We start from the raw sequence: 23,103 nt of genomic DNA, 5'->3' as shown, positions 1-23,103 counted from the left end.
CCGGGAGGTCGTCCGACGTCACCGGGTTCGGTGACGTCCGATCATGGCACGACGACTGCCGACAGGGCGGACGAAACGGCCGCACCGGACAGCTCTTGCGCCTCGTCCTGCGTGACCGCGACCAGCACCGGCGGAGCCTCGTCGCCCGTGAGCGTCGCGTCCCACGAGTCGTCGGCCACCGCGGGCCGGGGCAGCACCAGCGCGCGACTCGCGACGACGACACCCGGGGTCTCGGGTGTCGCCGCGATGAGGTCGATCCTCGTGCCGGGCACCAGGTAGGCGGCGACCGCCGGGTCCGCGAGCCGCACCGCCGCGACCACCGTGCCGGGCGGCCCTTCGATCCCGGCCGTGGCCAGCACGCCCGGCACGATGGGCAGGCCCGCCGGGACCGGCACCGCGGTCGCGTCGCCGATCAGGTCGTCGGCGCGTGCGCTCGCGCCCTCCGCCACCAGCGCGGTGGGGAGCCGGACGACCCGCAGGTCCGCGGCCGCGAGCGTCGTGCCCGCGGCGACGTCGCGTGCCGCGACCACCACGGGCGTCGTCGCCGGCGGCGCGGGGCGCACCACCTCGAGCACCGCCGACGCCGCCATCGCCACGCCCAGCGCGACCGCGACGAACCGCCACCGCCAGAGCGCGGCGCGCACCTCGGTGCGCCACGGCCGCCGGCGCCGCGTCAGCGGCTCCGGCCCGAACCTGTCCCCCCGCATCCCGCCCCCTCCGTCGCGCCGACCCTAGCCACGGCGACCGCGCGCCGCGGCGTGCCTGTGGACGGTCGAAGACCCGAAGGGCGGTGGGCGGGTGGGATCATCGAGGGCATGAGCACGGGACGACGCGCGCCGCGACGTGCGGTGCGCCCTGCGGGCACGGTCGGGAACGACGACGCGGTGCTGCTCAGCACGCACGCGGCCGCCGTGCCACCGCCGGGCGCTCCCCCGGCTGCCCCGCCGGCACCCTCGGCCCCGCCGACGAGCGACCCGTTGCTCGGCCTGCGCAGCGCGGACGACACCGACACCGGCTGGGGCGAGCGCGGCACGGACGACAACGACGCCCGCCTCCACCGCGACAGACCCCCCCACTGGTAACCCCCACGACCTGGCGGACAACCACCAGTTCGGCGGAAGAACGCCCGGCCCGAGTCCCGCGAACTGGCGGACAACTACCAGTTCGGCGGACGGGCGCCGACCCGACCCCCGCCCCAACCCGCGAGCTGGCGGACAACTACCAGGTCGGCGGGTGGGGGGTGGGGTGGGTCAGGTGAGGGCGCGGGTGATGGCGGCGCGGACGGCCGTGTCGATCCGGTAGGAGCGGCGGGTCACGCCCAGCTCCTCGCGCAGGGCTGCCGCGAGCTCGTCGCGCGAGCGGTCCTCGCCGTCCGAGCGCAGCCACGCGACCAGGTCGTCGAGCTGGTCGTCGCTGTACGCCGCGATGGGCAGGCCCCGCCGCACGTCGGGCCGCGGCAGGGTCCGGACGGGCAGCGCGGGCTGCTCGGCCCGGACCACGGTCAGCGGGCGCGAGACGGGTGCGGGCTCGCCGTCGGGGCGCGCCTCGTCGGGCTGCGCGGGCACGGCACCGGTCGCGGGGGCGGTGCCGGTGGCGGGGGCGGCAGCGGTGACGGGGGCGTCCGCAGCGCGGAACGGCACGATGCCGTCGAGCGCGACCATCGCACCCGTGGTCGGCGCGGGCTCGGTCGGTGCCGCCGGCGCTGCGGGTCGGGGCGCCGCGGTGCGCACGGGTGCCGGTGCGGGCTCGTCGTCGGTCCAGGACTCGGGCAGGCCGATGATCGCGGTCCCGGTGCGCGGCTCGACGGGCCGCGGGACGCACGCGTGCACCGCGCGGCGGATCCGGTCCACCTCGGCGTCGGGGTCCAGGAACGCGGCGGCGGACCACACGCGCAGCACGGTCCAGCCGAGCCTGGCCAGGCGGTCGGCCATGAGCCGCTCGCGCACGCGCACGCTGGGCTCGGCGACGTAGGCGTCGTCGTCGACCAGGACCGCGACGAGCATGCGCCCGGGGGCCTCGGGATGTCCGACGACCATGGGGATCCGTGCGCCGCCGGGCACGCCGTAGTCGAGCTCGACCACCAGGCCGTGCCGCCACAGCCGCTCGGCCAGGTCCACCAGCAGGCGGTCCGGGTCCACGGCGTGCGACGCGGGGACCAGCTCGCCGCGCGAGCGCTCGCCCGCGAACTCGAGCAGGTCACGCAGCAGACGCGGCCCGTCGCCGCGCAGGCGCTCGGGGTCCAGGTCGTCGGCGCCGAAGCAGGACACCACCGTCAGGCGGTGCCGGGTCGAGCCGAGCGCGTCGAGCAGCAGCGCCGACCCACCCGGTCCGGACAGCGCGCCGAACGTGTGCAGCACCCGACGGTGCGGCGTCCGGCCCAGGCCGAGGGACAGGATCAGCGCCTCACGCCGCAGACCCGCCAGGCCGGTCAGGTCCGTCACGACGAACGGCTCGGGCCGGGCGTGGTCGAAGAACGCCGCGAGCGCGGGGTTGGTGCGGACCTCGTCGAGCACGGCCTCACGCAGCGCCTCGGCGTGCGCCGCGGTGACGGTGACGACCGCGAGCGACTCCTCGGGCCGGGACAGCGCGTGCTCGAGCACCAGGTCGACGGTGTGCTGCACCTCGGCCTGCGTGGTCGCGACGAGGCCCGTGGCCGGGTCGGGCATGCCGGTGCCGTCGACCAGGTCGAGGCGCACCAGCGGGCGGCTGGTCGGCAGGGGCGTCGCGGTGAGCACGTCCTGGTAGCCGTGCTCCGCGAGGAACGTGGTCAGGTACGGGTCGCGCGGGACCGCGTCGGCGCGCAGCGCGACGACGGGCAGCACGTCGGCCAGCTCGCGCACCGCGCTGCCGGACGCGCACCGGGCGTCGCCCACGACGACGACCTGCCGCCCGCGCGCCACGGCCGCGACCGCGACCTCGGTGGGCAGGTGGGCAGCGGCGCCGAGCACGACGAGGTCGACCGTGCGCGTGGCGGGCAGGACCTGCGGCACCAGCATGGGGCTCGCGACGAGCACGGGGCGCAGCCGGCGCGCGACGTCCGGGTAGCGCGTGAACGTGTCCCGCAGCGACGTCAGCCGCTCCTCGACGAGCTCGGCGAACAGCTCCTCGGCCTGCTCGCGGTGGCGGCGCAGGATGCCGCCGACCTGCGCGGCGACCGCGGCACGCACGGGCGGCGCGAGCGAGGCGACGTGCGCGCGGTCGAGCTCGGCGTACCGCGCGGCCACCGCGCCGAGCGCGTCGCCGTCGTAGCCCGCGAGCGCGGGGTCGGCCGCGAGGATCTGCTCGATGACGGTGCTCCACCACGCGAGCTCGAGCTCGGCCGGGGCCAGGTCCGCGGCGACGCGGCGGTCGGCCAGGTCGTCGACGAGCGCGCCCAGACCCGCGGCGCGCAGCCGGTGCAGCAGGCCGGTGCGGTCGGGCAGCGTCTCGAGCGCATCCTGCGTGGAGCGCAGGCGGGAGAGCCGCTCGGTGAGCGCGTCCAGCGGCAGCGCGCCGAGGCCGCCGCCCGCGGGGGTCGTCGCGAGCACCTCGTCGAGCGCCGCGAGGTCCTCGTGCACCGCGCGGTACTCGTCCTCGATCGCCTCGAGCCCGTCGGGGAGCCGGGGCCAACCCCCGCTCGGGCAGTGCGCGTGCCACACCTCACGGCGCTGCTGCACGTCCACGAGCGCGGAGTGCAGGTCGGCCACGGGCCGGCCGGGCCGGACCATGTCCTTGGCCTGGCGCCGCAGCCGGCGCCGCACCCAGTAGCCCATCGGGACGTCGTGCTCGGTGCGCCACTCCTTGGTCGCGGTCGCGGCCACCAGGTCGGCCGCAGTCCGCTCGAACACGATCGGGAGGAACACGTCGAGCGCGGAGCGGATGCCGTCGAGCATGCGCAGCTGCTCGCCCCACGCGTCGACGTTCGCGGGCGCGACGAGACCCGTCTCGGCGTCGACCTGCTCGAGGCGCTCCGCGAGCCGCGGGAGCGTGTCGTCGAGCAGTCGCTCGATGCGGCGGCGCGCCACGTCGGCGTCGGCACGCGTCCGCAGGTCGGCGCCGTACCAGGGCGTGTCCCCCGGCCGGACCGAGTACGCACCGAGCTCGCCCGCGCGGCGCAGGTCGGCCCCCAGCCGTGCCCGCTCCGCGTCGTCCAGCAGACGCGCGACGTCGGCCGTCAGGCGCACCGTGGTGCTCGGCGCGGACCGTGCGGACGTGAGCCGGGCGAGGTGCTGCAGCGCGTCGTACGCGGACACGCCCCAGGGCGCGCGGTCCTCGTGCAGGCCCGCGACGTACGCCCGCAGCGCCTCGCGGTGCCCGACGAGGTCGGCGCGCACCGACTGCGCGGCGGCCACGTCCACGTCGGGTGCCTCGAGCGTCATGGCGCCCAGCAGGCGGCGGGCCGCGGCGGTGCGCCACCCGGCCTCGGGCGCGATGTCCAGCACCAGCTCGCCCAGGCCCAGCTCGGCGAGCCGCGCCTCGAGCGCCTGACCCGCGCGGCGGTGGCCCGGCACGTAGAGCACGGTGCGGCCCGCGGCGGCGGCATCGGCGACGATCGCGGCGACCGTCCCGGCCTCGTCGGCTCCCGTGGGCGTGTCGACGAACAGGTGCGCACCCGTGGCGACGACGTCGAGCACGTGCTGCTGCGCGGGGTCGAGGTCACCGACGCCGCGCTCGTGCGCGGGGTCGCGGTCGCCCGTGACGGGCTCGGGCAGCGGCGGGTGCAGGCGCGCGCGTGCGCTCTCGACTCCCGCGAGCGCGGTCAGCACCTCGTGGTGCGCGACGCTCCCGGCCAGGTTGTCCAGGTCGTCGACCAGGATCTGCCCCGGGTGGACGAACGCGCCGACGACGACGCGCTCGACCAGCTCGAAGTCCTCGAGCACGGCCTCGCCGAGCGAGGCGAGGCGGGCCAGCGCCCCGCGCGGGTCGAACCCGGAGCTGGTGAACGCACCGCGAGCGACCGCGCCCGGGTCCAGGAGCGCCCCGCGCGAGCGCAGCGCGCGGGCCAGGACGGGGTTGACCTCGAGCGAGGGCTCGAGCGCGAGCTCGTAGTCGCCCTCACCCGTGCCGCGCGCATGCAGCGAGACCGGGCGCAGCAGCACGGGTGCGCGCAGCCGACGTGGTCCGGCCGCGGGCGCCTCGGCCTCGGCTGCGAGCCGAGTGCTGGGGCGGGTCGCCGCGGCGAGCGCCGTCACGTCGTCCTGCGCCACGTCCACGGGTGAGCGCTCGGTCCAGGTGGCGACGCCGATCGCCAGCGACGTGGGCGCGATGCCGTAGCGCTGCTCGTAGGCCGCGGCCCGGGCACCCACGGCGCGCGCACGGCGGCGCGCGGTGGACAGCGCGGCACCCTCGCGGACCAGGTTGGACAGTCGCGTCTCGCGGCCCGCGAACAGCTGCGCCATGCCGGACGGGTGCGCCGAGGACAGGTCGAGCGCGGCCTCGCCCAGCAGGTCGATGTCGGACAGCGTCGATCCCCCGGCCGCCTCGACCAGCGTGCCGCGCCACGTGGCGATGACGCCCTCGACCAGCTCGGCGTCCGACGGCGGCTCGACCAGCGCGACGGGGGTCGCGTCGGTGGCGGGGTCGCCGGAGGCGGTGGTCTGCGGGGTCGCGTCGTCGGGGGCCGGCACGTGGTCGCTGCCGGCTCCCGTACCGGGCACGCGGGCGGGGACGGTCACACGGCGACGGTAACCGCGGGCCCGTCGTCGTCGGCCGTGACGCGCCGACTGCCGCGTGTTCTCGCGGCCCCGGCGGCACCGTGGGAACGCGTGAGGCAGGGCAGGTCGGGGCATACCGCGCGAACCGGGCATCCGCTCCGGGGCGGGCACCCACAGCGCAGCAGGTTCCCACAACGCAGAAGCCCGGCCCCACGAGGGGGCCGGGCTTCCGGACGTGAGAACGGTGCGCACCGCGCAGGGGGCAGGCGATGCGCACCGTCAGGAACCAGTGTGCGGCACGACCCAGCGGATGGTCAACCGTGCGGCCGAAGGTCCATTGTTTTCACTCGACAGGACGCAGCACGGTGTCCCGAGGCGACCGCAGGACGCGCGCCTCCTCGAGAGACGGAGCCGACCACGAGCACGCCACCGACCGCGCCCACCGCCCCGACCGCGGGCGCCACCGGCGCCGCACCCGCCCGCCTGAGCGTGCGCACCATGGCCATGCTCGTGATCGGGTCCATGGTCGGCGCGGGGGTGTTCGCGCTGCCCCAGCAGTTCGCCGCGTCCACGGGTGCGGCCGGCGCCGTGCTCGCGTGGACCATCGCCGGCACGGGCACGCTCATGCTCGCGCTCGTGTTCCAGATGCTCGCCCTGCGCCGCCCGGACCTGGACGCGGGCGTGTACACCTACGCCAAGGCGGGGTTCGGCGAGTACCTGGGGTTCTTCTCGGCGTTCGGGTACTGGGCGTCCGCGTGCGTGGGCAACGTGACCTACTGGGTGCTCATCGCCTCGACCCTGGGCGGGTGGATCCCGGCGCTCGGTGCGGGAGACACGCCCATGACGGTGCTCGTCGCGAGCGCGGGCCTGTGGGCGTCGTTCGCCGTGGTGCGGCGCGGCGTGCAGCAGGCGGCGGCGGTCAACCGCGTGGTCACCGTGGCCAAGCTGGTGCCGATCGTGGTGTTCGTGCTCATCGCGGTGTTCGCGTTCGACCCGCAGGTGTTCGCGGACAACTGGACCGGTCCCGCGGGCGCGGGCTCGCTGCTGGACCAGGTGCGCGGCACCATGCTCGCCACGGTCTTCGTGTTCCTGGGCGTGGAGGGCGCCTCGACGTACTCACGCCACGCACGCCGGCGCAAGGACGTCGGGCGCGCCACGATGCTGGGCTTCGCGTCGGTGTTCGCGCTGTTCGCGTCGGTGACCATGGTGTCCTACGGGATCCTGCCGCTCAAGGAGCTCGCGGCGCTGCGCGAGCCGTCGATGGGCGGCGTGCTCGAGGCGCTCGTCGGGTCGTGGGGCGGGACGCTCGTGGCGGTCGGCCTGATCATCTCGGTGCTGGGTGCGTACCTGGCCTGGACGCTCATGGCGGCCGAGGTGCTGCTGGTCGCGGCGCGGGACGGGGACATGCCGGCGTTCCTGGGCCGCACCGACGCGCGCGACGCGCCCGTGCCGGCGCTGCTGCTCACCACGGTGCTGGCCCAGGCGGTGCTGCTGCTGACGCTCGCGTCGCAGGACGCGTTCACGTTCGCGTTCGGCCTCACGGGCTCGCTGGTGCTGGTGCCGTACCTGCTGGCGGCCGCGTACGCGGTGCGCCTGGTGGTCCGCCGCGAGACGTTCGCGCCCGACGAGCGGCGCACGGGCCCGCTGCTGGTGAGCCTGCTCGCGCTCGTGCACACCACGTGGTTGCTGTGGGCGGGCGGCCTGACCTACCTGCTGGTGGGCTTCGTGGTCTACGCGCCGGCGACGGTGCTGTTCGTCATGGCGCGCCGCGAGCAGGGCCGCCGGTGGTTCAGCCCGCGTGAGCGCGTGCTGCTCGCGGCCTCGGTCACCGGGGCGGTCGTGGGCGTGGTCGCGCTGGTCGCGGGCTGGGTCACGCTCTGAGGTTCACGCCGCGGGGACCTGCTCGGCGTCGAGCAGCTCGAGCAGGCGCGGTGCGGGCGAGACCTCACCCGCGCGCGTGACCACGGAGACCTCCCACTGCGGCGTGCTGGCGGCCGGCAGCCGGACCGTGACCAGCCCCGCGGCCTGCGGCTTGGTCGCGATGTGCTGAGGCACCAGCGCGATTCCCAGACCCCGCTGCACCAGGTCCAGCAGCGTGTGGATGTCGTTGACGGTGCAGCGCACGCGCCGACGCACGCCGTGCGCGGCGCACGCCGCGTCGTTGAGCGAGCGCACGCCCCACGACTCGTGGAAGTCGATGAAGTCCGCGTCCTCGAGCTGCGTCCACTCGACCGTCGCGGAGGCCAGCCCGTGGTCGGGCGGCACCAGCAGCACCACGGGCCGCACGCCGAGCGCGGTGCGCGGCATCGAGGCCAGGTGCTCCGTGGTCGCGACGAACGCGACGTCCAGCTCACCCGCGCGCACGCGGTTGACGAGCTCGTGCGAGCCCGCCTGGTCGAACGCGATGTCCACCTGGGGGTACCGCCGCCGGAACCGCTCGAGCAGCGTGGGCACGTCCACGACACCGAGGCACTGCTCCGCCCCGACCCGCAGGCGTCCGGACAGGGCGTGCGTCGCACGGACCACCGCGTCGCGCCCGGCGGCCGCCTGGGCGAGCATGGTGCGTGCGTGCGGGAGCAGCGCGAGACCTGCCTCGGTGGGTTCGACGCGTCGCGTCGTGCGCGCGAACAGCGCGGTGCCGAGCTCGTCCTCGAGCCCGCGGATCGCGGCCGAGAGCCCCGACTGGGACACGCCGCACAGCGCCGCGGCGCGCGTGAACTGCTGCTCGTCGGCGAGCGCGACGAGGTACTCCATCTGACGCAGGTCCATTCATCACCTCTAGTTCTTGATGGCATGAACCGTAGTCGTTGGACTTCTGATTGTCGCGTGCCTAGCGTGACGAGGGCACACCCACCACCCCCGGGAGGACTCCACCGTGCAGCAGCGCACCCTCGGCCCCCGCACCGTCTCCGCGATCGGCCTCGGCGGCATGCCGATGTCCATCGAGGGCCGGCCCGACGAGGCCCGTTCCGTCGCGACCATCCACGCCGCGCTCGACGCGGGCGTCACGCTCGTGGACACCGCCGACTCCTACCACCTGCACGCCGACGAGGTCGGCCACAACGAGGAGCTCATCGCCCGCGCGCTGCGCTCCTACGGCGGCAGCACCGCCGATGTGCTCGTCGCGACGAAGGGCGGTCACCTGCGGCCGGGCGACGGCAGCTGGACCCAGGACGGCCGGCCCGAGCACCTCAAGGAGGCCGCGAAGGCCTCGGCACGGCGGCTCGGCGTCGAGGCCATCGGGCTGTACCAGTTCCACCGCCCGGACCCGCGGGTCCCGTACGCGGACTCCGTCGGCGCGATCCGTGAGCTGCTCGACGAGGGAGTGATCGAGCTCGCGGGCATCTCCAACGCGACGGTCGCGCAGATCGACGAGGCCAACGCGATCCTGGGCGGGCGCCTGGTCTCGGTGCAGAACCAGTTCTCGCCGGCCTTCCGGTCCTCGCAGGGCGAGCTCGAGCACTGCGCCGCGCTCGGCATCGCGTTCCTGCCGTGGAGCCCGCTGGGCGGCATCAGCCGCGCGGGCGAGGTGGGATCGCGGCACACCGCGTTCCAGGAGGTCGCGGACGCGCACGGCGTGAGCCCGCAGCAGGTGACGCTCGCGTGGGAGCTCGCGCTCGCGCCCGTCGTCATCCCGATCCCCGGCGCCTCGCGCCCCGCGAGCATCCAGGACTCCGTGCGCGCCGCCGAGCTGGTGCTCACGGCCGACGAGGTCGCGGCGCTCTCGCAGGACGCCCGATGAGGACGTTCACGCTGCCGGGCACCGACCTGACCGTGCCGAACGTGGTCCTGGGTCTCATGCGCATCCAGGAGAAGTCCGACGACGAGGTGCGCGCGCTCGTCGGCGCCGCACGCGACGCGGGCATCGCGTTCTTCGACCACGCCGACGTGTACGGCGCGGACCTGCACGGCTGCGAGCGCCGGTTCGCCGAGGCGATGGCGTTCACGCCCCGCGAGCGCGAGCAGGTGGTGCTGCAGACCAAGGCCGGCATCGTGCGCGAGGGGCCGTACTTCGACTTCTCGTACGAGCACCTGGTGGCGTCGGTCGACGGGTCGCTGCGCGCGCTCGGCACCGACTACGTCGACATCCTGCTGCTGCACCGGCCGGACGCGCTGGTCGAGCCCGAGGAGGTCGCGCGCGCGTTCGACGAGCTCGCGGCCGCGGGCAAGGTCCGGCACTTCGGCGTCTCCAACCACACGCCGGGGCAGATCGAGCTGCTGAAGAAGCACGTGACGCAGCCGCTCGTCGTCAACCAGCTGCAGCTCTCGATCACGCACGCGCCGCTCGTGGCCCAGGGCGTCGCGTCGAACATGCGCGACCTGGACCAGTCGGTCGCCCGGGACACCGGGACGCTCGACTACTGCCGGTTGCACGACATCACGGTGCAGGCGTGGTCACCGTTCCAGGGCGGGTTCTTCGACGGCGTGTTCCTGGGCTCCGAGAAGTACCCGGAGCTCAACGCGGTGATCGACCGGCTCGCGGCCGAGTACGACGTGCCGCCGATCGCGGTGGCCACCGCGTGGATCACGCGGCACCCCGCGCAGATGCAGGTGGTCCTGGGCACCACGACGCCCGAGCGGGTCACGGGCGCCGCGCAGGGCTCCGACCTGCCGCTCACGCGCGCGCAGTGGTACGAGCTGTTCCGGGCGGCCGGCTACACGGTCCCCTGACGCGCCGTCGGGTCGCGGTCCGGTGGCCGCGACCCGACGGGCACAATCGGCGCATGCCGAGCACCGCGCACGCGCCGGACCACCGGGCCGCATCCGCCTCGCGGCCCCGCCGCTCCCGCACCACGTGGGTCATGGCGGCGGTCGTCGTGCCCGTGCTCGCGGTCGCGGCGCTGCTCATGGTCCTGACGTGGCCGAGCGCGACGGCCGGGCGGGACGCGGGCCGCGAGGCGGGCATCATCGACGTCGGGACGCAGTACGTCGACGGGACGGTGCTGCGCACGCAGGACACCACGTGCGAGGGCACGGTCGAGGACGTCCGCCCCGACGGCACGGTCCCCGAGCAGGTCACGTGCCTCGAGGTCCTGGTCCGCCTGGCGGGCTCCGGCCGCGAGGTGCAGGTGTTCGCCCCTGCGGGCACGACGAGCGCGCAGGTGCCGGACGGCACGCGCGTGATCGTCGAGCGCTACCCGGCCCGCGACGGCGCCGACGAGACGTTCGCGTGGTCCGACTTCGCGCGCGGGGTGCCGCTGGGCACGCTCGCGCTCGTGTTCCTGATGGTCACCGTGGCCGTCGCCGGGTGGCGCGGCCTGCGGGCGGTGGTGGGGCTCGCAGTGGCGTTCGTCGTGCTGTGGACGTACGTGCTGCCGGGGCTGGTCGCCGGGACCGACGCCCTGCTGCTCGCGCTGACCGCGGCCGTGGTCATCATGACCGTGGTCCTGTACCTGGCCCACGGCGTCTCGGTGCGCACCACCACCGCGCTGCTCGGGACGTTCGCGGGGCTCGCGGTCGTGACGCTCGTCGGCTCGCTCGGCGCATGGGCGGCGCGCCTGCCCGCGGTGGCCACCGAGGACGACTACCGCCTGGCCGGGCTGCTGGGCGACAACGGCGTGGAGATCCTGCACGGCGTGTTCCTGTGCGGTCTGGTGCTCGCGGGCCTCGGCGTGCTCAACGACGTCACGGTCACGCAGGCCTCAGCGGTGTGGGAGCTGCGCACCGCGGACCCGGACGCGTCCTGGCGCGCGCTGTTCGCGGGCGGCATGCGCATCGGCCGGGACCACATCGCCTCGACGATCTACACGATCGCGTTCGCCTACGTGGGCGCCTCGCTGCCCGTGCTCCTGCTGCTCCAGGTGTACGACATGCCGCTGGGCCGCACGCTCACGGGCGGGGTCTTCGCCGCCGAGATCGTGCGCACCCTGGCGGGCTCCATCGGCCTGGTGCTCGCGATCCCGCTCACCACGGGCATCGCCGCGGTGGCGGCGCGCGCGACGCCCGTGACGGCCCGGTTGCGGCGGGAGATGGCCGAGCACGGGCACGGCCACGCTCACCCCGCCTGAGCGGGCTCCGGGGGCACGTCCGCGCGCCGGTGGACGACGAGCGCGGCGATCGCGGTGGTGACGGGGATCGCGAGCACCAGCCCGATCGAGCCGACGAGCGTGCGCGCGACCTCCTCGGCGAGCTCGCCGCTGGACAGCGACTCGAGCAGTCCCCGGTCGGAGATGCTGACGAGCAGCACGAGCGGCAGCGCGGCGCCGATGTACGCGAACGCGATGGTGTAGACGGTCGAGGCGATGTGGTCCCGCCCGATGCGCATCCCGCGCGCGAACAGGTCCCGCCGGCTCGCGCCCGGGTCGGCCGTCTGCAGCTCCCACACCGCGGAGGCCTGCGTGATGGTCACGTCGTTGAGCACGCCCATGCCCGCGAGCACCATGCCGCACACCAGCACCGCGCTCAGGCTCAGGCCGGGTGCGACGTTCCGCAGGTCGAGCGCGTACTCGTCGGACAGGCCCGTCAGGTGCGCGGCCCCGCTGGCCCAGGCCGCGATGCCCGCGGTGAGCACCAGCCCCACGAGCGTCCCGACGAGCGCCGTGGAGGTCCGCAGCGTGAACCCGTGGGCCAGGTAGAGGACGACGAACATGATGGCCGACGCGCTGACGAGCGCCACGGGCAGCGCGGGCCTGCCCTCGAGCAGCGCGGGCAGCGTGAACGCCCCGAGCACCGTGAGCGCGACCCCGAGCCCGGCGAGCGCCGCGAACCCGCGCCAGCGCGCGACGGCCACGACGAGCACCGCGAACACGACCGCGAGCGCGGCCAGGGGCGGCCCGCGCACGAAGTCGAGGAACACGTACGGGGTGCCCAGGTCGGCGTAGGCGTCGTCGGCGCCCAGGTCCACGACGCGCAGCCGGTCCCCCGGGCCGACCTCGTCGAGGTACTCGGGCGGCACGCTCACCGTGATGCCCGCTCCGTCCGCGCGCTCGGCCGCGACCTCGTGTCCCACGTCCGCGTCGCGGTCGACCGCGGTGACCGTGACCACGCGGATCGTCGTGCCGGGTGCGGTGGTCTCCAGCCGCGGCGGCTGCTGGAACGGCCACAGGACCCACGCGCCCCACAGCGTCGCCGCGAGCGCGGGCAGCAGGATCGCGGCGAACACGCGCCGCGCCCGCACCCGGACCGCGGGCGGCACGGGTACGGGCGGGGCGTGGTGATGCTCGGACATGGCCGGAGCCTACAGGTGACGAGAATCATTCTCGCCTGAGGGTGGTCAGTCCGGCACGACGAGCCCGCGCTGCACGGCCCGCACCAGGCGGCGCGGCACGTGCACGGTCCGGCCGTCGACGAGCACCGGCACCAGCGCCGCGGGCGACGCGGTCCACCGCGCGCGCCGCGACCGCGTGCGGCTGCGGGACGTCTTGCGCTTGGGGACCGCCATCAGCCCTGCCGCGCCTTCCAGCGCGGGTTGCGCTTGTTGATGACGTACGTCTTGCCGTGCCGACGCACGACGATCGACCCGTCCTTCTTCTTGAGCGACGCCAAGGACGCGCGCACCTTCATCGGACTCTCCTCACCAGCTGGACTTCGTGACACCGGGCAGCTCGCCCCGCAGCGCGGCCTGGCGCAGCCGGATGCGGGAGAGCCCGAACGTGCGGTGGTACGCGCGAGGCCGCCCGTCGACCGCGTCGCGGTTGCGCAGCCGCACCGGGCTCGCGTCGCGCGGCAGCGCCGCGAGCGCCGCGCGGGCGCGCGCACGCTCGTCGGCCGGGACGTGCGGGCTCACCGCGGCACGCTTGAGCGCGGCGCGTCGAGCGGCGTACCGCGCGACGACCAGGCGGCGCTGCTCGTCGCGCACCACCAGTGCGGTGCGGGCCATCTCAGCGCTCCTCGCGGAAGTCGACGTGGCGGCGCAGCACCGGGTCGAACTTGCGCAGGACCAGCCGCTCGGGGTGCAGGCGGCGGTTCTTGCGCGTCACGTAGGACGCGCCGGTCCCCGCGGTCGAGCGCAGCGTGATCACCGGGCGCAGATCGGTGCGGCGCGGCATCAGATGCGCTCCCCGCGCGCCTGGATCCGGGCGACGACGGAGTCGATCCCGAGGCGGTCGATGGTCTTGATGCCGCGGGCCGAGACGCGCAGCGTGACGCGGCGGCCGAGCGAGGGCACCCAGTACCGCTTGCGCTGGATGTTCGGGTCGAACCGGCGGCGCGTGCGCCGGTGGGAGTGGGAGACGGAGTGGCCGAACCCGGGGACGGCCCCGAGCACCTGGCAGCGAGCTGGCATGACGACGACTATAGGTATTGATAACCATTCTCGTCTACTGTCTCCTCGGCACCGACCGAGAGGAACCACCATGACCCGCCGCAAGCCCCTGCTCGTGCTCGCGAGCATCGACCCCGTCATCCGGGACGCGACCGTGTTCGGGATGGTCACCGACCAGCCGCGCCTCGTCGTCGTGCGGCACGACATCCACGACGACGAGGACGGGGGCTCGATCCGTCGCGTCGTGGTGTGCGCCGACGGCGTCGTGAGCGACGAGGTGGTGCCGCTCGAGCACGCCTGCCTCAGCTGCGCGGTGCGCGAGGACGCCGTCCCGACGCTGGCCGCGCTCGCCGACGACGACCGCTGGGACACCGTGCTGCTGGCGCTGCCGGTGGGGGCGGAGTCGCTGCCCGTCACGCGCGCCCTGGCCGGCGCGACGCACAGCCGCGGTGCGCTCCGGCGGCTGCGGCTCGCGCACGTCGTCGGCGCGCTCGACGTCGAGACGTTCGAGCACGACGTGCTGGGCGACGACCTGCTCGACGAGCGCGGGCTGGCGCTGACCGCCGACGACCGCCGCGCCGTGGGCGAGGCCCTCACCGCCCAGGTCGCGCACGTGGACACCGTCCTGGTGCACGGCGACGCGCGGCGCGCGCCCGTCGGGTCCGCGCTCCTGGAGCACCTGCGCGCCGCCGACGGGCTGCGCGTCGACCGGCCCTACACCGTGCGCCCGGAGGACCTGGTGCGGCACGGGCACGACCCGGAGCGCGCCGAGCGCCGCCTGGACCCCCTGCACGCCGCACCCTCACCCCGCCGCACCGCCGCGCCCGGCGCATGGACGCTCGACCTGCGCTCACCGCGCGCGCTGCACCCCGAGCGCCTGGTCGAGCACGTGCACCGGCTGGGCGACGTGCCCGTGCGCAGCCGCGGCCGGTTCTGGGTGCCGAGCCGCCCCGACTCGCTGTGCGTGTGGGACGGCTCGGGCGGCCAGCTGAGCATCGGCCAGGCGGGTCGGTGGGACGGCCACGAACCCGAGACGCGTCTGGTGTTCACGGGCGTGGACGACGTGCGCCGTCGGCTCGTCGAGGCGTTCGAGGACGTCCTGCTCACGGCCGACGAGGCCGCGGCCGGCCTGGCCCCGTGGCTGGGCCGCGACGACGTGCTCGCGCCGTGGCTGGGCAGCCCGATGGACGCGTGAACGCCGTCAGGCCGCCAGCGAGTGCGGGTCGCCGTCGGGGCGCGTGACCAGCGCGTGGTCGGGGATGGTCTCGTCCGCGCTCACCGCGACACCGGCCGCGAGCCGCGCACCCGACCCCACGCTCACGCGCGTGCCGAGCCGCGCCGCGGCACCCACCACGGCCCCGCGGCCCACGTGCACGTGCGTGCCGAGCTGCGCGTGCGGCCCGACGACCGCACCGGGTTCCAGCCAGACGTGCGCGCCGACGCGTGCGCCGCCGCCCACCTGTGCGCCCGGGTCCACCCAGGCGGTCTCCGCCACGAACGCGGTCGGGTCGACGGAGGCGGTCTGTGCGACCAGGCCCCCGCCGTTGTCGTGTCGGCGGTAGCGCACGACGGTGCCGTCGTCTGTCTCGAGGTCTTCGTATCGCTTCTTCATGACGCCTGACAGAACGATTCGACCCGCCCCCGTGTTCCCATTCGTCCTGCCAGCCGACCTCGCCGTCGGCCGATGGGCACCGCGCCAGCCCCGGCCGGTGTGGGGGCCCGGCCGCGCGTCAGCGACACGGCACGGGCTGGCCCACCGACGCACGCGGGCGTGCAGCAGTCCGGTCAGGGCTGCCACGAGGCCTGGTCGACGTCCGTCCCGGGCGGGGCCGGAGCGAGGATCAGGACAGGCGCCACCACTTCTCTTCGTGATCGGGTTCGCAGTGGGGGCAGCGCGGGAGCGCCTCGCCCTCCTGGAGCTCGATCGTGTGGCCGTACGCGTCCAGGAACTTGCCCTTACCCGGCTTCGCACCGACGTCGAACACCGGCATCACCTCCTTGTGATGCCCTAGGCCTACTCCTGCAGGTCAGGGGGTCGCACGGGACCAAGGGCCCACCCTCACCGCGACCCCTGGCTGCCCCGCTCGGCTCCGCCGTCCGCCTCGTGCTGCTCGAGGCGCTCTCGACGGCCGCGAGCGAGATCACCGCCGAGCTCGCCCCGGGGTCGGTGGACGTGCGGCTGCAGGGACGCGACCCGGAGTTCGTCGTGACGCCCGCCCCGGCGGCGACGTTCGGCGAGCCGGTCCCCGCACCCGACGAGCCCGTGCGACCCGCTGCCCTGGACCCCGACGACGTCTCCACCACCCGCACCACGCTGCGCCTGCCCGACCAGCTCAAGGCGCAGGTGGAGTCCGCGGCCGCGCCTGCTGGGCCTGGCCCTGGCGTGGCTGTGCGTCGCCCTGGGGCTCAACGCCCGCAGCGTCGAGACCGCGAGCAACACCCCGATGATCCTGCTGCTCCTGCCGTTCCTGGGCAGCGGGTTCGTGCCCGTGGAGACCATGCCCGGCGCGGTCCGGTGGTTCGCCGAGTACCAGCCGTTCACGCCGATCATCGAGACCGTGCGCGGCCTGCTCGCCGGCGGCGCGGACCTGGACGGCAGCGTCGCGGCGCAGGCCGTGGCGTGGTGCGTCGTGCTCGGCGTGGCCGGGTACGCATGGTCCCGCGCGCTCTACCGCCGCGAACGCCGCATCTGAAGAAGTGACCGTGCGGGCGGCACCCTGGGGGGCGCCGCCCCGCACGCGTCTGCACTCCAGTTGCGCACGTGCACTGCCGATGACGACGGCATGGAGCCGGTCACGGGGGACAACGGTGGCACCGCGGTGAAGGTCATGCGGCTGAGGTACGCCGGGACGTGCGAGCAGTGCCAGGCACGGCTCGAGGCGGGGTCACGCGCGGCGTACCTGCGAGCGTCCAAGACGGTGCGTTGCCTGCCGTGCGTCGAAATGGGGCGGGTCGACGAGCACTCCGCGGCCACGCCCGCCCCGCAGGCCCTGCCCGTCGGACCGGACCCGTCCGCCGCGGGCACCGCCGGTTCGTCGGCCCGGAGGGAGTACGAGCGGCGCAGCGCCAAGCGGGAGGCGCGCATCCGGGAGGCGCATCCCCGTCTCGGTGGGCTGATCCTTGCGGTCACCGACGAGCCGCAGAGCACCACCGCGTGGGCGCGCGGCGCCAAGGGTGAAGAGCTGCTCGGACGGCGCCTCGACGACCTGGCGGCCGAGGGCGTGCGCCTCCTGCACGACCGCCGGATCCCAGGCACCCGCGCCAATATCGACCATGTGGCCATCAGCGCCACCGGCGTCCACGTCATCGACGCGAAGCGCTACCGCGGGCGTCCGAGCCTGCGGGTGGAGGGCGGGCTCTTCAGGCCACGGAGCGAGAAGCTGCTCGTCGGCTCGCGCGACTGCACGAAGCTCGTCGAGGGCGTGCACAAGCAGGTCGCGCTCGTCAGGGCAGCACTCGACTCCGCAGCGCTGACGAACGCACCGATACACGGTGCGTTGTGCTTCGTCGAGGCCGACTGGCCGCTCCTCGGCGGCTCGTTCGTCGTCGACGAGGTCGCCGTCCTGTGGCCCAAGAAGCTCGCCGAACGGCTCACGGCCACCGGCGGCTGGACCGTTGCCGAGATCGAGCGCGTCCACGCCATTCTCGCCGCGGCCTTCCCCCCGGCATGACGCACCTCAGATGGCGCCCTCCGCCGCGAGGGCGTCGGTCAGCAGGCTGACGAGCGCCTCGAGCTGGACGTCCACGGCGGGCGAGCCGTCCTCGTCGACGACGCCGTCGAGCGCGCGCGCGGCGAGGCCCGACTTGCTGTCGATGAGCTCGGCGATCTTCGAGTCGATGGTCTGCGCGGCGATGATCCGCCACGCCGTGACGGGCTCGGCCTGCCCGATGCGGTGGACGCGGTCGATCGCCTGGGTCTGCTCGGCATCGGTCCAGGACAGCTCGGCGAGCACCAGGTTGGACGCGACCTGCAGGTTGAGCCCCACGCCCGCGGCCATGAGCGAGCACACCACGATCGAGACCTCGGGGTCCTCGACGAACGCGGCGATGTTCTTCTCGCGCACCTTGGGCGTCTGGTCCCCGCGGATGGACGCGTACCGGATGCCGCGTTCGGCGAACGTCTGCTCGGCGTGGTCCATGACGTCCACGTGCTTGGCGAAGAACACGACCTTGCCGACGTTGCGCGCCAGCTGCGCGGCGTAGTCCGCGGCGAGACCGGCCTTGGCCTGCCCGATCCGCCGGACCATGGTGAACACGTTCTCGCCACCGGTCTGCGAGCTCGAGTCCTTGAGCTCGGCGGCGGCCACCCGGCGCGCGAGCTCGGGGTCGAACCCGTCGGTGACGCCGCCGCGCGCCTCGAGCGCGGCGCGGTAGCGCTGCACCAGGCGCCGCGCGAGCGCCTGCTCGGCCGCCCGGATGGACCGCCCGACGGCCCCGTCCAGCTCCACGGGCAGGTCCGCGACGCGGCGGGCCGGGATGTCCGCGACCACGTCCACCTTGCGCCGCCGGACGATGCCCATGTCGACGACGCTGCTGCGCGCCGCGGCGTAGAAGCCGGGCTCGGCGGGTGTCAGGCCGGTCTCCTCGAGCGCGTTGAGCAGCGCGCCGACGGGCTGCGTGTCGTCGATCCAGCCCAGGAACTGCCAGATCGCGCGGAAGTCCTCGATGTCGTTGATCAGCGGCGTGCCGGTCAGCGCCATGAGCAGCGGCCGGGCGGTGCGCTCGCGGATCCGCTCCGAGAGCGAGAGCACGTGCCGGGACCGCAGCGAGGACTTGTTCTTGATGAAGTGCGCCTCGTCGACGACCATGCCGCGGAAGCCCATGTCCCCGAGCCAGCCGACGTGCCGGTCCAGCAGCTCGTAGTTCACGACGACGATGTCCGCGAACCCGTCCACCTCGTCGCCGTCGCCGTGGACCACGGTCGCGCGGCGCTGCGGCGTCCACAGGCCCGCCTCGTGCGCCCAGTTGGTCTTGACCACGTTGGGGACGACGACGAGCAGCGGGTAGGCGTCGGCGGCCTGGGCCGCCAGGAGGGCCTGCGCGGTCTTGCCGAGGCCCGGCTCATCGGCGAGCAGGAACGTGCGGTGCCCGCGGGCCACGGCCGCGACCACCTTGGCCTGGTGCGGCATGAGCTCACGACCCACGGGTGCAGTCACCCAGCGCGGGTCCGGCAGCGGCATGCACGCGGGCGCCCCGGGCCCGGCCTCCTCGAACGAGCGGAACAGCGGCTCGAGCAGCTCCCACCCGGCCAGGCGCCGGGCCTTGGCCACGCGCGCGGCGGCGGCCTCGAAGTCCGGCGCGAGGAACGGGTTGGCCATCTGCCGCGCGACGACCGAGCGGGGCACCACGCGGTTCTCCGCACCGGGCGGCGGGGTCGGGGGCGCCACCGGCTCGGGCTCCTCGGGCGGCTCCAGCCCACCCGCGCGCATCACGGTCGCCTTGTACGCGCGCGCCGCGTCGGACACGCGCGCGTCCTCGGCCAGCAGCGTGAGCAGCGACGTGTCCCGCGCCGCGATCTTGGCCAGCATGGTCGCCACGCCGTCCAGGCGCTTGAGCTCCTCGGTGCGCCTTCCCGACGAGAGCTCCGGGTCCGCCATGACGCGCGCCCGCTCCTCGCGCACCAGCAGCGCCACCACCTGGAACTTGGTGCGCACCGCGGGCTTCGTCGGGGGACGCTGCACCGCGCGGTCCACGTCACGCGCGACCTCCGCCAGCACGGGGATGAGCCCCTGCTCGGCCGGACGCGGCGTGCGACGCCGCTGGGCGCCCGCATCCGCGCGCGTCCCACCGGACCGGCGCTGGCCTGCTCGTGCCACATCTCCTCCTTCGCGCGACAGCGGGTGCCCGCACCGCAGACGTGCAGCCCACACAGCCCACGACGCCCGCGCGGACCCGGTGCAGGACGCACCCCGCTGCGCGCAGGCTCGTGGCCGTGCTCGTCGTCCGGCGGCCGGCCCCATCCGGCCACACCCGCGACGCCGACGTCCGCGACCGTCGACCCGCCGGGAGGGCCGTCGGCTCTCCTCGGCACTCCCCGGTGACGGTGAACACCCGTCGCGGCCGCACAGACGCGCACCCCGACGAGTGCACACGGTACGCCAGCCCGACGCCCCCGCTGATCCGCGGGCGGTCCGACGCGCCGCGCTGCTACCGTCCCGGGCCGTGACCACCGACGAGTACCTGGACGTCAACCGCACCAACTGGGACAGCCGCGCCGCCGTGCACGCCCGGGGCTACGGCATCGAGGCCCTGCTCGCCGACCCGGAGCGCCTGTCCGACGTCGTCACGTTCGACCGGCCCCGCCTCGGCAGCGTGGACGGCCTCGACGTGGTCCACCTGCAGTGCCACATCGGCACCGACACCCTGAGCCTGGCGCGGCTGGGCGCGCGCGTCACGGGCGTGGACCTGTCCGGCGGCTCGCTCGACGAGGCACGCTCCCTCGCCCAGCGCGCCGGGGCCGCGATCGACTACGTCCAGTCCGACGTGTACGCCGCACCGCAGGCGCTCGACGGGCGGCAGTTCGACCTGGTCTACACCGGCATCGGCGCCCTGTGCTGGCTCCCGAGCATCCAGCGCTGGGCGCAGACCGTCGCCGCTCTCCTGCGCCCCGGCGGCCGACTGTTCGTCCGCGACGGCCACCCCCTGCTGCTGGCGACGCTCGCCCAGACCGTCGGCACCGAGCACCCCGACCGCGCGCAGCAGCCCTGGATCACCGGCCCCGGCGCGCCCACGCCTGCGCTCGAGCTGCCGTACTTCGAGCAGCCCGCACCCCTGGTCTGGGACGACGAGCAGACCTACGGCGGCACCGGCACCGTCGCGCAGCCGCGCTCCATGGAGTGGAACCACGGCCTGGGCGAGATCGTCACCGCCGTCCTGGACGCCGGCCTCGAGCTGACCTCGCTCACCGAGCACGACAGCGCCCCGTGGGACGCCCTGCCCGGGCTCATGGCGCTCGACCCCGCGACCGGCGAGTACCGCCTGACCGACCGCCCCGAGCGCCTGCCCGCCACCTTCACCCTGACGGCCCGTCGCCCCTGACGACCCGCGCGCTCGCCCGCGAGAAGCCGCCCCGGCGCGACATCGGGTCTCTAGGCTGACCGCATGCGCCTGTCGCAACCGCCCGAGGCGGCCACCCTCCTGCTGCGCACCGACTACTCCGACGACGCCGCGTGGCGGACCGCCGTCGCGGCTGCGACCGCGGTGTACGAGAACCTCGGGTACACGGGCTTCGGCGCAGCCCTGCACCCCGTCGAGTCGCCCGAGCTCGACGGTCTCAGCCCGGCCGACCTGGTGCAGCTCCCGCGAGACGGCTACGTGACCCTGCTCGCCGTCGCGGATGCGCAGACGATGCGGGACCACACGGTCGTGCTGATCGACCTCAACGAGTACAACGAGCAGGTCGGCCGGACCTTCCGGGTGGTCCCCGTCCAGCTCGAGTCGATCCTCGCCAACCTCGACCTGGCGAACATGGACTTCTTCACGTTCGCCGACTCGGCCGACCCCGACGGCGTCTTTCGCGGCTTCCGGTCACCCGACCCGACCCCCTGACGTCGCGCACCGCTCGGCGCCCGCCCCGCTAGGCGGGGTCATCCGGTGTGGACCCGCTGCACCGCCGGCGTTCAGCCCAGTGCGGGGATCTCGCGCGGCGCTGGAGGCACGCCGTGAACCACGACCCGTGTCAGCTGTTCGCTCAGGTCCCTCGGGCTGAACGCCGCGACCCCCTCAGCGATGTCGGACGACGAGAACCACCCGATGCCGTGGACGTTCTCCGCGAGGAGGTCGACCCTGGGACGCGGCTCGAAGTGCGGAGTCCGCGCGAGGTAGGTGACCTCCGTCTGCCCGTCCCACTGCGGTGGCATCGGGAACAGCCTGGTGAGCCGCCAGACGGGTCCCATGATGTCGACGTCCTCGAGCCCCAGCTCTTCCGCCAGCTCTCGACGCAGGGCCACCTCCGGCGACTCGCCGTGGTGCACTCCCCCGCCGGGGCAGGCCCAGAACCCGTCAGCAGGTTCGATGCCTTCCCAGCGGAAGTGGACGAGCAGGACCCGGTCGTCCTCGTCCAGAAGCAGGGCGCGCACAGCCTGGCGCAACCGGGGTGCAGTCACGAAGAGCCATCCAAGCACCGTGGTGCGGGCCGCTGGCTGCCAACGACCGTCGCGCGGCTACGCACGCCGCAGATCTGTACGCCAACATCCGTCTGGGTCGCCACCCGACGAGGTCGACGCCGTGCGGCACGGGCACTCCCGACAGCACCACGCTGAGCTCCGAGACCCGCAGGCAGGCCCGGGCTCGTCCACGCCGGGAGCCGCGGCTCGCTGATGCACCGGCGCCGGATCAGTCACCGACGACCGTCACCGTCAGCGCGTCCTCCTGCCGCATCCGCTCGATCACCGCGGCCGGGCTCGTCTCCTGGGCGAGCGCCATCGTCGCCGCGTCGACCGGGACGAGCTGAAGGAAGCGCACTCGACCGTTGACGGTCTCGATCTCGCCCAGCTCGGGGTCCGTCGTCAGCAGCAGGCCGGTCAGCGGGGTGTCGGGACCGCCGGTGTGGGGGTGACCGGTCACCGGCCCGCCGACCGCGAGTCGGCTTCCCTCCGCGAGGAGGATCCCGCCGTCGGACGCCGCCTTCGCCACCTGCTGGATCACCGCGAACGGCCACGACGGCGGCTCGGCGTCGGCGCGCGACTCCCGCACGCGCCAGGTCAGCTCGTAGCCCCACCCGCTGAAACCGTCGTTCGCGCCCTCGTCGTCGTCGAAGAGGTTGCTCAGGCCGTACGTCACGTAGTGCCAGTGGTCGTCGGCGCGATAGGCGCTGCACCCCTGGAGCACCGAGCCGAACGCCCGGCCCGGGGAGTAGCCGACGTGTCGCGGCGACTGCTCGCCGTACACCGCGCGGAACGCCGCGTCGATGGCGTCCCAGCCGTCCGCCGTCGGCTCGTCGTCCTCCGGCTCGGGCTGGTCCGGTGCCGGCCCCTCCGGCGGCACGGGCTCCTGCCCTCCACCGCCACGCCCAGCGCGCCACCATGCCATCGCCCTCGCCCCCTCGCGTCCCAGTTACGTCTGCGGCGGCAGCCTCCCACACGCGAGCGAGGCGTGAGGTGGACCCACGGGCCACTGATCAGCGCGACGGCCACCGTGGTCTGGCGCCGCAGTGCGACATCGAGAGACGACGACCATCGTTGACGAGGGATGGGCCGTCAAGCGGGTCCGCAGTCACTCCGGCGGCTCAACTGCAGAACTGCTCGCACTCGTCGGAACGCATTCCGC

The 23,103-nt window shown here is 74.8% G+C and carries 24 protein-coding genes; 10 read left to right on the top strand and 14 right to left on the bottom strand.

Translation table 11 applies throughout. The features are described 5' to 3' along the window. Positions 1-41 precede the first annotated feature (41 nt). On the bottom strand, positions 42-707 hold the full coding sequence (locus tag CELGI_RS02840) for an SAF domain-containing protein (RefSeq protein WP_013882604.1): 666 nt from the start codon (positions 705-707) through the stop codon (positions 42-44). 108 nt (positions 708-815) lie between these two features. On the opposite strand from CELGI_RS02840, the gene CELGI_RS02835 reads away from it, so the two are divergent. After that, positions 816-1,082 (top strand): hypothetical protein, encoded by a 267-nt coding sequence (locus tag CELGI_RS02835; RefSeq protein ID WP_013882603.1) that lies wholly within the window; start codon positions 816-818, stop codon positions 1,080-1,082. 168 nt (positions 1,083-1,250) lie between these two features. On the opposite strand, the gene CELGI_RS02830 is transcribed toward CELGI_RS02835, so the two are convergent. Next, positions 1,251-5,654 carry a hypothetical protein gene (locus CELGI_RS02830; protein ID WP_013882602.1) on the bottom strand — a complete coding sequence of 1,468 codons (4,404 nt, stop codon included), beginning with the start codon at positions 5,652-5,654 and terminating at the stop codon, positions 1,251-1,253. A 468-nt stretch (positions 5,655-6,122) separates the two neighbouring features. On the opposite strand from CELGI_RS02830, the gene CELGI_RS02825 reads away from it, so the two are divergent. Continuing rightward, complete coding sequence (locus tag CELGI_RS02825; protein WP_321572177.1) at positions 6,123-7,514, top strand: basic amino acid/polyamine antiporter; 1,392 nt, start codon at positions 6,123-6,125, stop codon at positions 7,512-7,514. 3 nt (positions 7,515-7,517) lie between these two features. Here the strand turns inward: CELGI_RS02825 and CELGI_RS02820 are convergent, their stop codons facing one another. After that, positions 7,518-8,402: a LysR family transcriptional regulator gene (locus CELGI_RS02820; protein ID WP_013882600.1), complete on the bottom strand. Its 885-nt coding sequence runs from the start codon at positions 8,400-8,402 to the stop codon at positions 7,518-7,520. A gap of 106 nt (positions 8,403-8,508) precedes the next feature. Here CELGI_RS02820 and CELGI_RS02815 point away from each other — a divergent pair, with 106 nt between their 5' ends. Genes CELGI_RS02815 through CELGI_RS02805 form a run of 3 tightly spaced genes read left to right on the top strand, consistent with a single transcriptional unit; the run spans position 8,509 to position 11,641 of the window. Continuing rightward, positions 8,509-9,375 carry an aldo/keto reductase gene (locus CELGI_RS02815; RefSeq protein WP_013882599.1) on the top strand — a complete coding sequence of 289 codons (867 nt, stop codon included), beginning with the start codon at positions 8,509-8,511 and terminating at the stop codon, positions 9,373-9,375. Then, entirely contained in the window at positions 9,372-10,304 is a 933-nt protein-coding gene (locus tag CELGI_RS02810; protein WP_013882598.1) for an aldo/keto reductase, read from the top strand. Before CELGI_RS02815 ends, CELGI_RS02810 begins: the two co-directional genes overlap by 4 nt. 53 nt (positions 10,305-10,357) lie before the next feature. Further along, positions 10,358-11,641, top strand: coding sequence for a YibE/F family protein (locus CELGI_RS02805; RefSeq protein WP_150104645.1), 1,284 nt, complete (start codon positions 10,358-10,360; stop codon positions 11,639-11,641). Here the strand turns inward: CELGI_RS02805 and CELGI_RS02800 are convergent. The 6 genes from CELGI_RS02800 to rpmB are packed head-to-tail and all read right to left on the bottom strand — an operon-like array spanning position 11,629 to position 13,857. Further along, positions 11,629-12,801, bottom strand: coding sequence for a YibE/F family protein (locus CELGI_RS02800; protein WP_013882596.1), 1,173 nt, complete (start codon positions 12,799-12,801; stop codon positions 11,629-11,631). The two genes, CELGI_RS02805 and CELGI_RS02800, sit on opposite strands and share 13 nt — an antisense overlap. Before the next feature lie 45 nt (positions 12,802-12,846). Then, positions 12,847-13,014, bottom strand: a complete 168-nt coding sequence (gene rpmF / locus CELGI_RS02795; protein WP_013882595.1) for a 50S ribosomal protein L32 — start codon at positions 13,012-13,014, stop codon at positions 12,847-12,849. Next, on the bottom strand, positions 13,014-13,136 hold the full coding sequence (ykgO, locus tag CELGI_RS02790) for a type B 50S ribosomal protein L36 (protein WP_013882594.1): 123 nt from the start codon (positions 13,134-13,136) through the stop codon (positions 13,014-13,016). Before ykgO ends, rpmF begins: the two co-directional genes overlap by 1 nt. Positions 13,137-13,146: 10 nt before the next feature. Next, complete coding sequence (gene rpsN, locus CELGI_RS02785) at positions 13,147-13,452, bottom strand: 30S ribosomal protein S14 (protein ID WP_013882593.1); 306 nt, start codon at positions 13,450-13,452, stop codon at positions 13,147-13,149. Position 13,453: 1 nt separating this feature from the next. Beyond that, on the bottom strand, positions 13,454-13,621 hold the full coding sequence (gene rpmG / locus CELGI_RS02780) for a 50S ribosomal protein L33 (RefSeq protein ID WP_013882592.1): 168 nt from the start codon (positions 13,619-13,621) through the stop codon (positions 13,454-13,456). Continuing rightward, positions 13,621-13,857 carry a 50S ribosomal protein L28 gene (gene rpmB / locus CELGI_RS02775; RefSeq protein WP_013882591.1) on the bottom strand — a complete coding sequence of 79 codons (237 nt, stop codon included), beginning with the start codon at positions 13,855-13,857 and terminating at the stop codon, positions 13,621-13,623. The genes rpmG and rpmB overlap by 1 nt, the downstream gene beginning before the upstream one ends. A 70-nt stretch (positions 13,858-13,927) precedes the next feature. On the opposite strand from rpmB, the gene CELGI_RS02770 reads away from it, so the two are divergent. Next, positions 13,928-15,031, top strand: a complete 1,104-nt coding sequence (locus CELGI_RS02770; protein WP_013882590.1) for a GTP-binding protein — start codon at positions 13,928-13,930, stop codon at positions 15,029-15,031. 6 nt (positions 15,032-15,037) lie between these two features. Here the strand turns inward: CELGI_RS02770 and CELGI_RS02765 are convergent, their stop codons facing one another. After that, positions 15,038-15,448 carry a transferase gene (locus CELGI_RS02765; RefSeq protein ID WP_013882589.1) on the bottom strand — a complete coding sequence of 137 codons (411 nt, stop codon included), beginning with the start codon at positions 15,446-15,448 and terminating at the stop codon, positions 15,038-15,040. A gap of 229 nt (positions 15,449-15,677) precedes the next feature. After that, positions 15,678-15,827 carry a hypothetical protein gene (locus CELGI_RS17255; RefSeq protein WP_169315129.1) on the bottom strand — a complete coding sequence of 50 codons (150 nt, stop codon included), beginning with the start codon at positions 15,825-15,827 and terminating at the stop codon, positions 15,678-15,680. Between the two features lie 282 nt (positions 15,828-16,109). On the opposite strand from CELGI_RS17255, the gene CELGI_RS02755 reads away from it, so the two are divergent. Together CELGI_RS02755 and CELGI_RS02750 are read left to right on the top strand one after the other, a co-directional pair. Continuing rightward, positions 16,110-16,529, top strand: a complete 420-nt coding sequence (locus CELGI_RS02755; RefSeq protein ID WP_321572180.1) for an ABC transporter permease — start codon at positions 16,110-16,112, stop codon at positions 16,527-16,529. A 90-nt stretch (positions 16,530-16,619) separates the two neighbouring features. Further along, the gene (locus tag CELGI_RS02750) at positions 16,620-17,507 is read left to right on the top strand and encodes a nuclease-related domain-containing protein (protein WP_013882587.1); all 888 of its coding nucleotides are present in this window, start codon (positions 16,620-16,622) and stop codon (positions 17,505-17,507) included. Between the two features lie 6 nt (positions 17,508-17,513). Here the strand turns inward: CELGI_RS02750 and CELGI_RS02745 are convergent, their stop codons facing one another. After that, positions 17,514-19,652 carry a DEAD/DEAH box helicase gene (locus CELGI_RS02745; RefSeq protein WP_013882586.1) on the bottom strand — a complete coding sequence of 713 codons (2,139 nt, stop codon included), beginning with the start codon at positions 19,650-19,652 and terminating at the stop codon, positions 17,514-17,516. Positions 19,653-19,998: 346 nt separating this feature from the next. Between CELGI_RS02745 and CELGI_RS02740 the strand changes: the two genes are divergently transcribed. Beyond that, positions 19,999-20,874: a class I SAM-dependent methyltransferase gene (locus tag CELGI_RS02740; RefSeq protein WP_013882585.1), complete on the top strand. Its 876-nt coding sequence runs from the start codon at positions 19,999-20,001 to the stop codon at positions 20,872-20,874. A gap of 63 nt (positions 20,875-20,937) precedes the next feature. Beyond that, positions 20,938-21,384, top strand: a complete 447-nt coding sequence (locus CELGI_RS02735; protein ID WP_013882584.1) for a DUF6924 domain-containing protein — start codon at positions 20,938-20,940, stop codon at positions 21,382-21,384. 71 nt (positions 21,385-21,455) lie between these two features. On the opposite strand, the gene CELGI_RS02730 is transcribed toward CELGI_RS02735, so the two are convergent. Continuing rightward, the gene (locus CELGI_RS02730; RefSeq protein WP_013882583.1) at positions 21,456-21,941 is read right to left on the bottom strand and encodes an NUDIX hydrolase; all 486 of its coding nucleotides are present in this window, start codon (positions 21,939-21,941) and stop codon (positions 21,456-21,458) included. A 229-nt stretch (positions 21,942-22,170) separates the two neighbouring features. Continuing rightward, a complete protein-coding gene (locus tag CELGI_RS02725; protein ID WP_013882582.1) occupies positions 22,171-22,821 on the bottom strand; it encodes a suppressor of fused domain protein in 651 nt (216 codons plus the stop codon). Between the last annotated feature and the right edge of the window lie 282 nt (positions 22,822-23,103).

Source organism: Cellulomonas gilvus ATCC 13127 (genome assembly GCF_000218545.1).
GTDB classification, from domain to species: Bacteria; Actinomycetota; Actinomycetes; order Actinomycetales; family Cellulomonadaceae; genus Cellulomonas; species Cellulomonas gilvus.
Note: the sequence above shows the minus strand (reverse complement) of the source record. Positions and strands in the feature narration are given on the sequence as shown.

Coding starts and splice junctions, on each gene's coding strand:
- CELGI_RS02840 (WP_013882604.1), bottom strand. CDS start 707: ATGCGGGGGGACAGGTTCGGGCCGGAGCCGCTGACGCGGCGCCGGCGG.
- CELGI_RS02835 (WP_013882603.1), top strand. CDS start 816: ATGAGCACGGGACGACGCGCGCCGCGACGTGCGGTGCGCCCTGCGGGC.
- CELGI_RS02820 (WP_013882600.1), bottom strand. CDS start 8,402: ATGGACCTGCGTCAGATGGAGTACCTCGTCGCGCTCGCCGACGAGCAG.
- CELGI_RS02810 (WP_013882598.1), top strand. CDS start 9,372: ATGAGGACGTTCACGCTGCCGGGCACCGACCTGACCGTGCCGAACGTG.
- CELGI_RS02805 (WP_150104645.1), top strand. CDS start 10,358: ATGCCGAGCACCGCGCACGCGCCGGACCACCGGGCCGCATCCGCCTCG.
- CELGI_RS02800 (WP_013882596.1), bottom strand. CDS start 12,801: ATGTCCGAGCATCACCACGCCCCGCCCGTACCCGTGCCGCCCGCGGTC.
- rpmF (WP_013882595.1), bottom strand. CDS start 13,014: ATGGCGGTCCCCAAGCGCAAGACGTCCCGCAGCCGCACGCGGTCGCGG.
- ykgO (WP_013882594.1), bottom strand. CDS start 13,136: ATGAAGGTGCGCGCGTCCTTGGCGTCGCTCAAGAAGAAGGACGGGTCG.
- rpsN (WP_013882593.1), bottom strand. CDS start 13,452: ATGGCCCGCACCGCACTGGTGGTGCGCGACGAGCAGCGCCGCCTGGTC.
- rpmG (WP_013882592.1), bottom strand. CDS start 13,621: ATGCCGCGCCGCACCGATCTGCGCCCGGTGATCACGCTGCGCTCGACC.
- rpmB (WP_013882591.1), bottom strand. CDS start 13,857: ATGCCAGCTCGCTGCCAGGTGCTCGGGGCCGTCCCCGGGTTCGGCCAC.
- CELGI_RS02770 (WP_013882590.1), top strand. CDS start 13,928: ATGACCCGCCGCAAGCCCCTGCTCGTGCTCGCGAGCATCGACCCCGTC.
- CELGI_RS02765 (WP_013882589.1), bottom strand. CDS start 15,448: ATGAAGAAGCGATACGAAGACCTCGAGACAGACGACGGCACCGTCGTG.
- CELGI_RS17255 (WP_169315129.1), bottom strand. CDS start 15,827: ATGCCGGTGTTCGACGTCGGTGCGAAGCCGGGTAAGGGCAAGTTCCTG.
- CELGI_RS02750 (WP_013882587.1), top strand. CDS start 16,620: ATGGAGCCGGTCACGGGGGACAACGGTGGCACCGCGGTGAAGGTCATG.
- CELGI_RS02735 (WP_013882584.1), top strand. CDS start 20,938: ATGCGCCTGTCGCAACCGCCCGAGGCGGCCACCCTCCTGCTGCGCACC.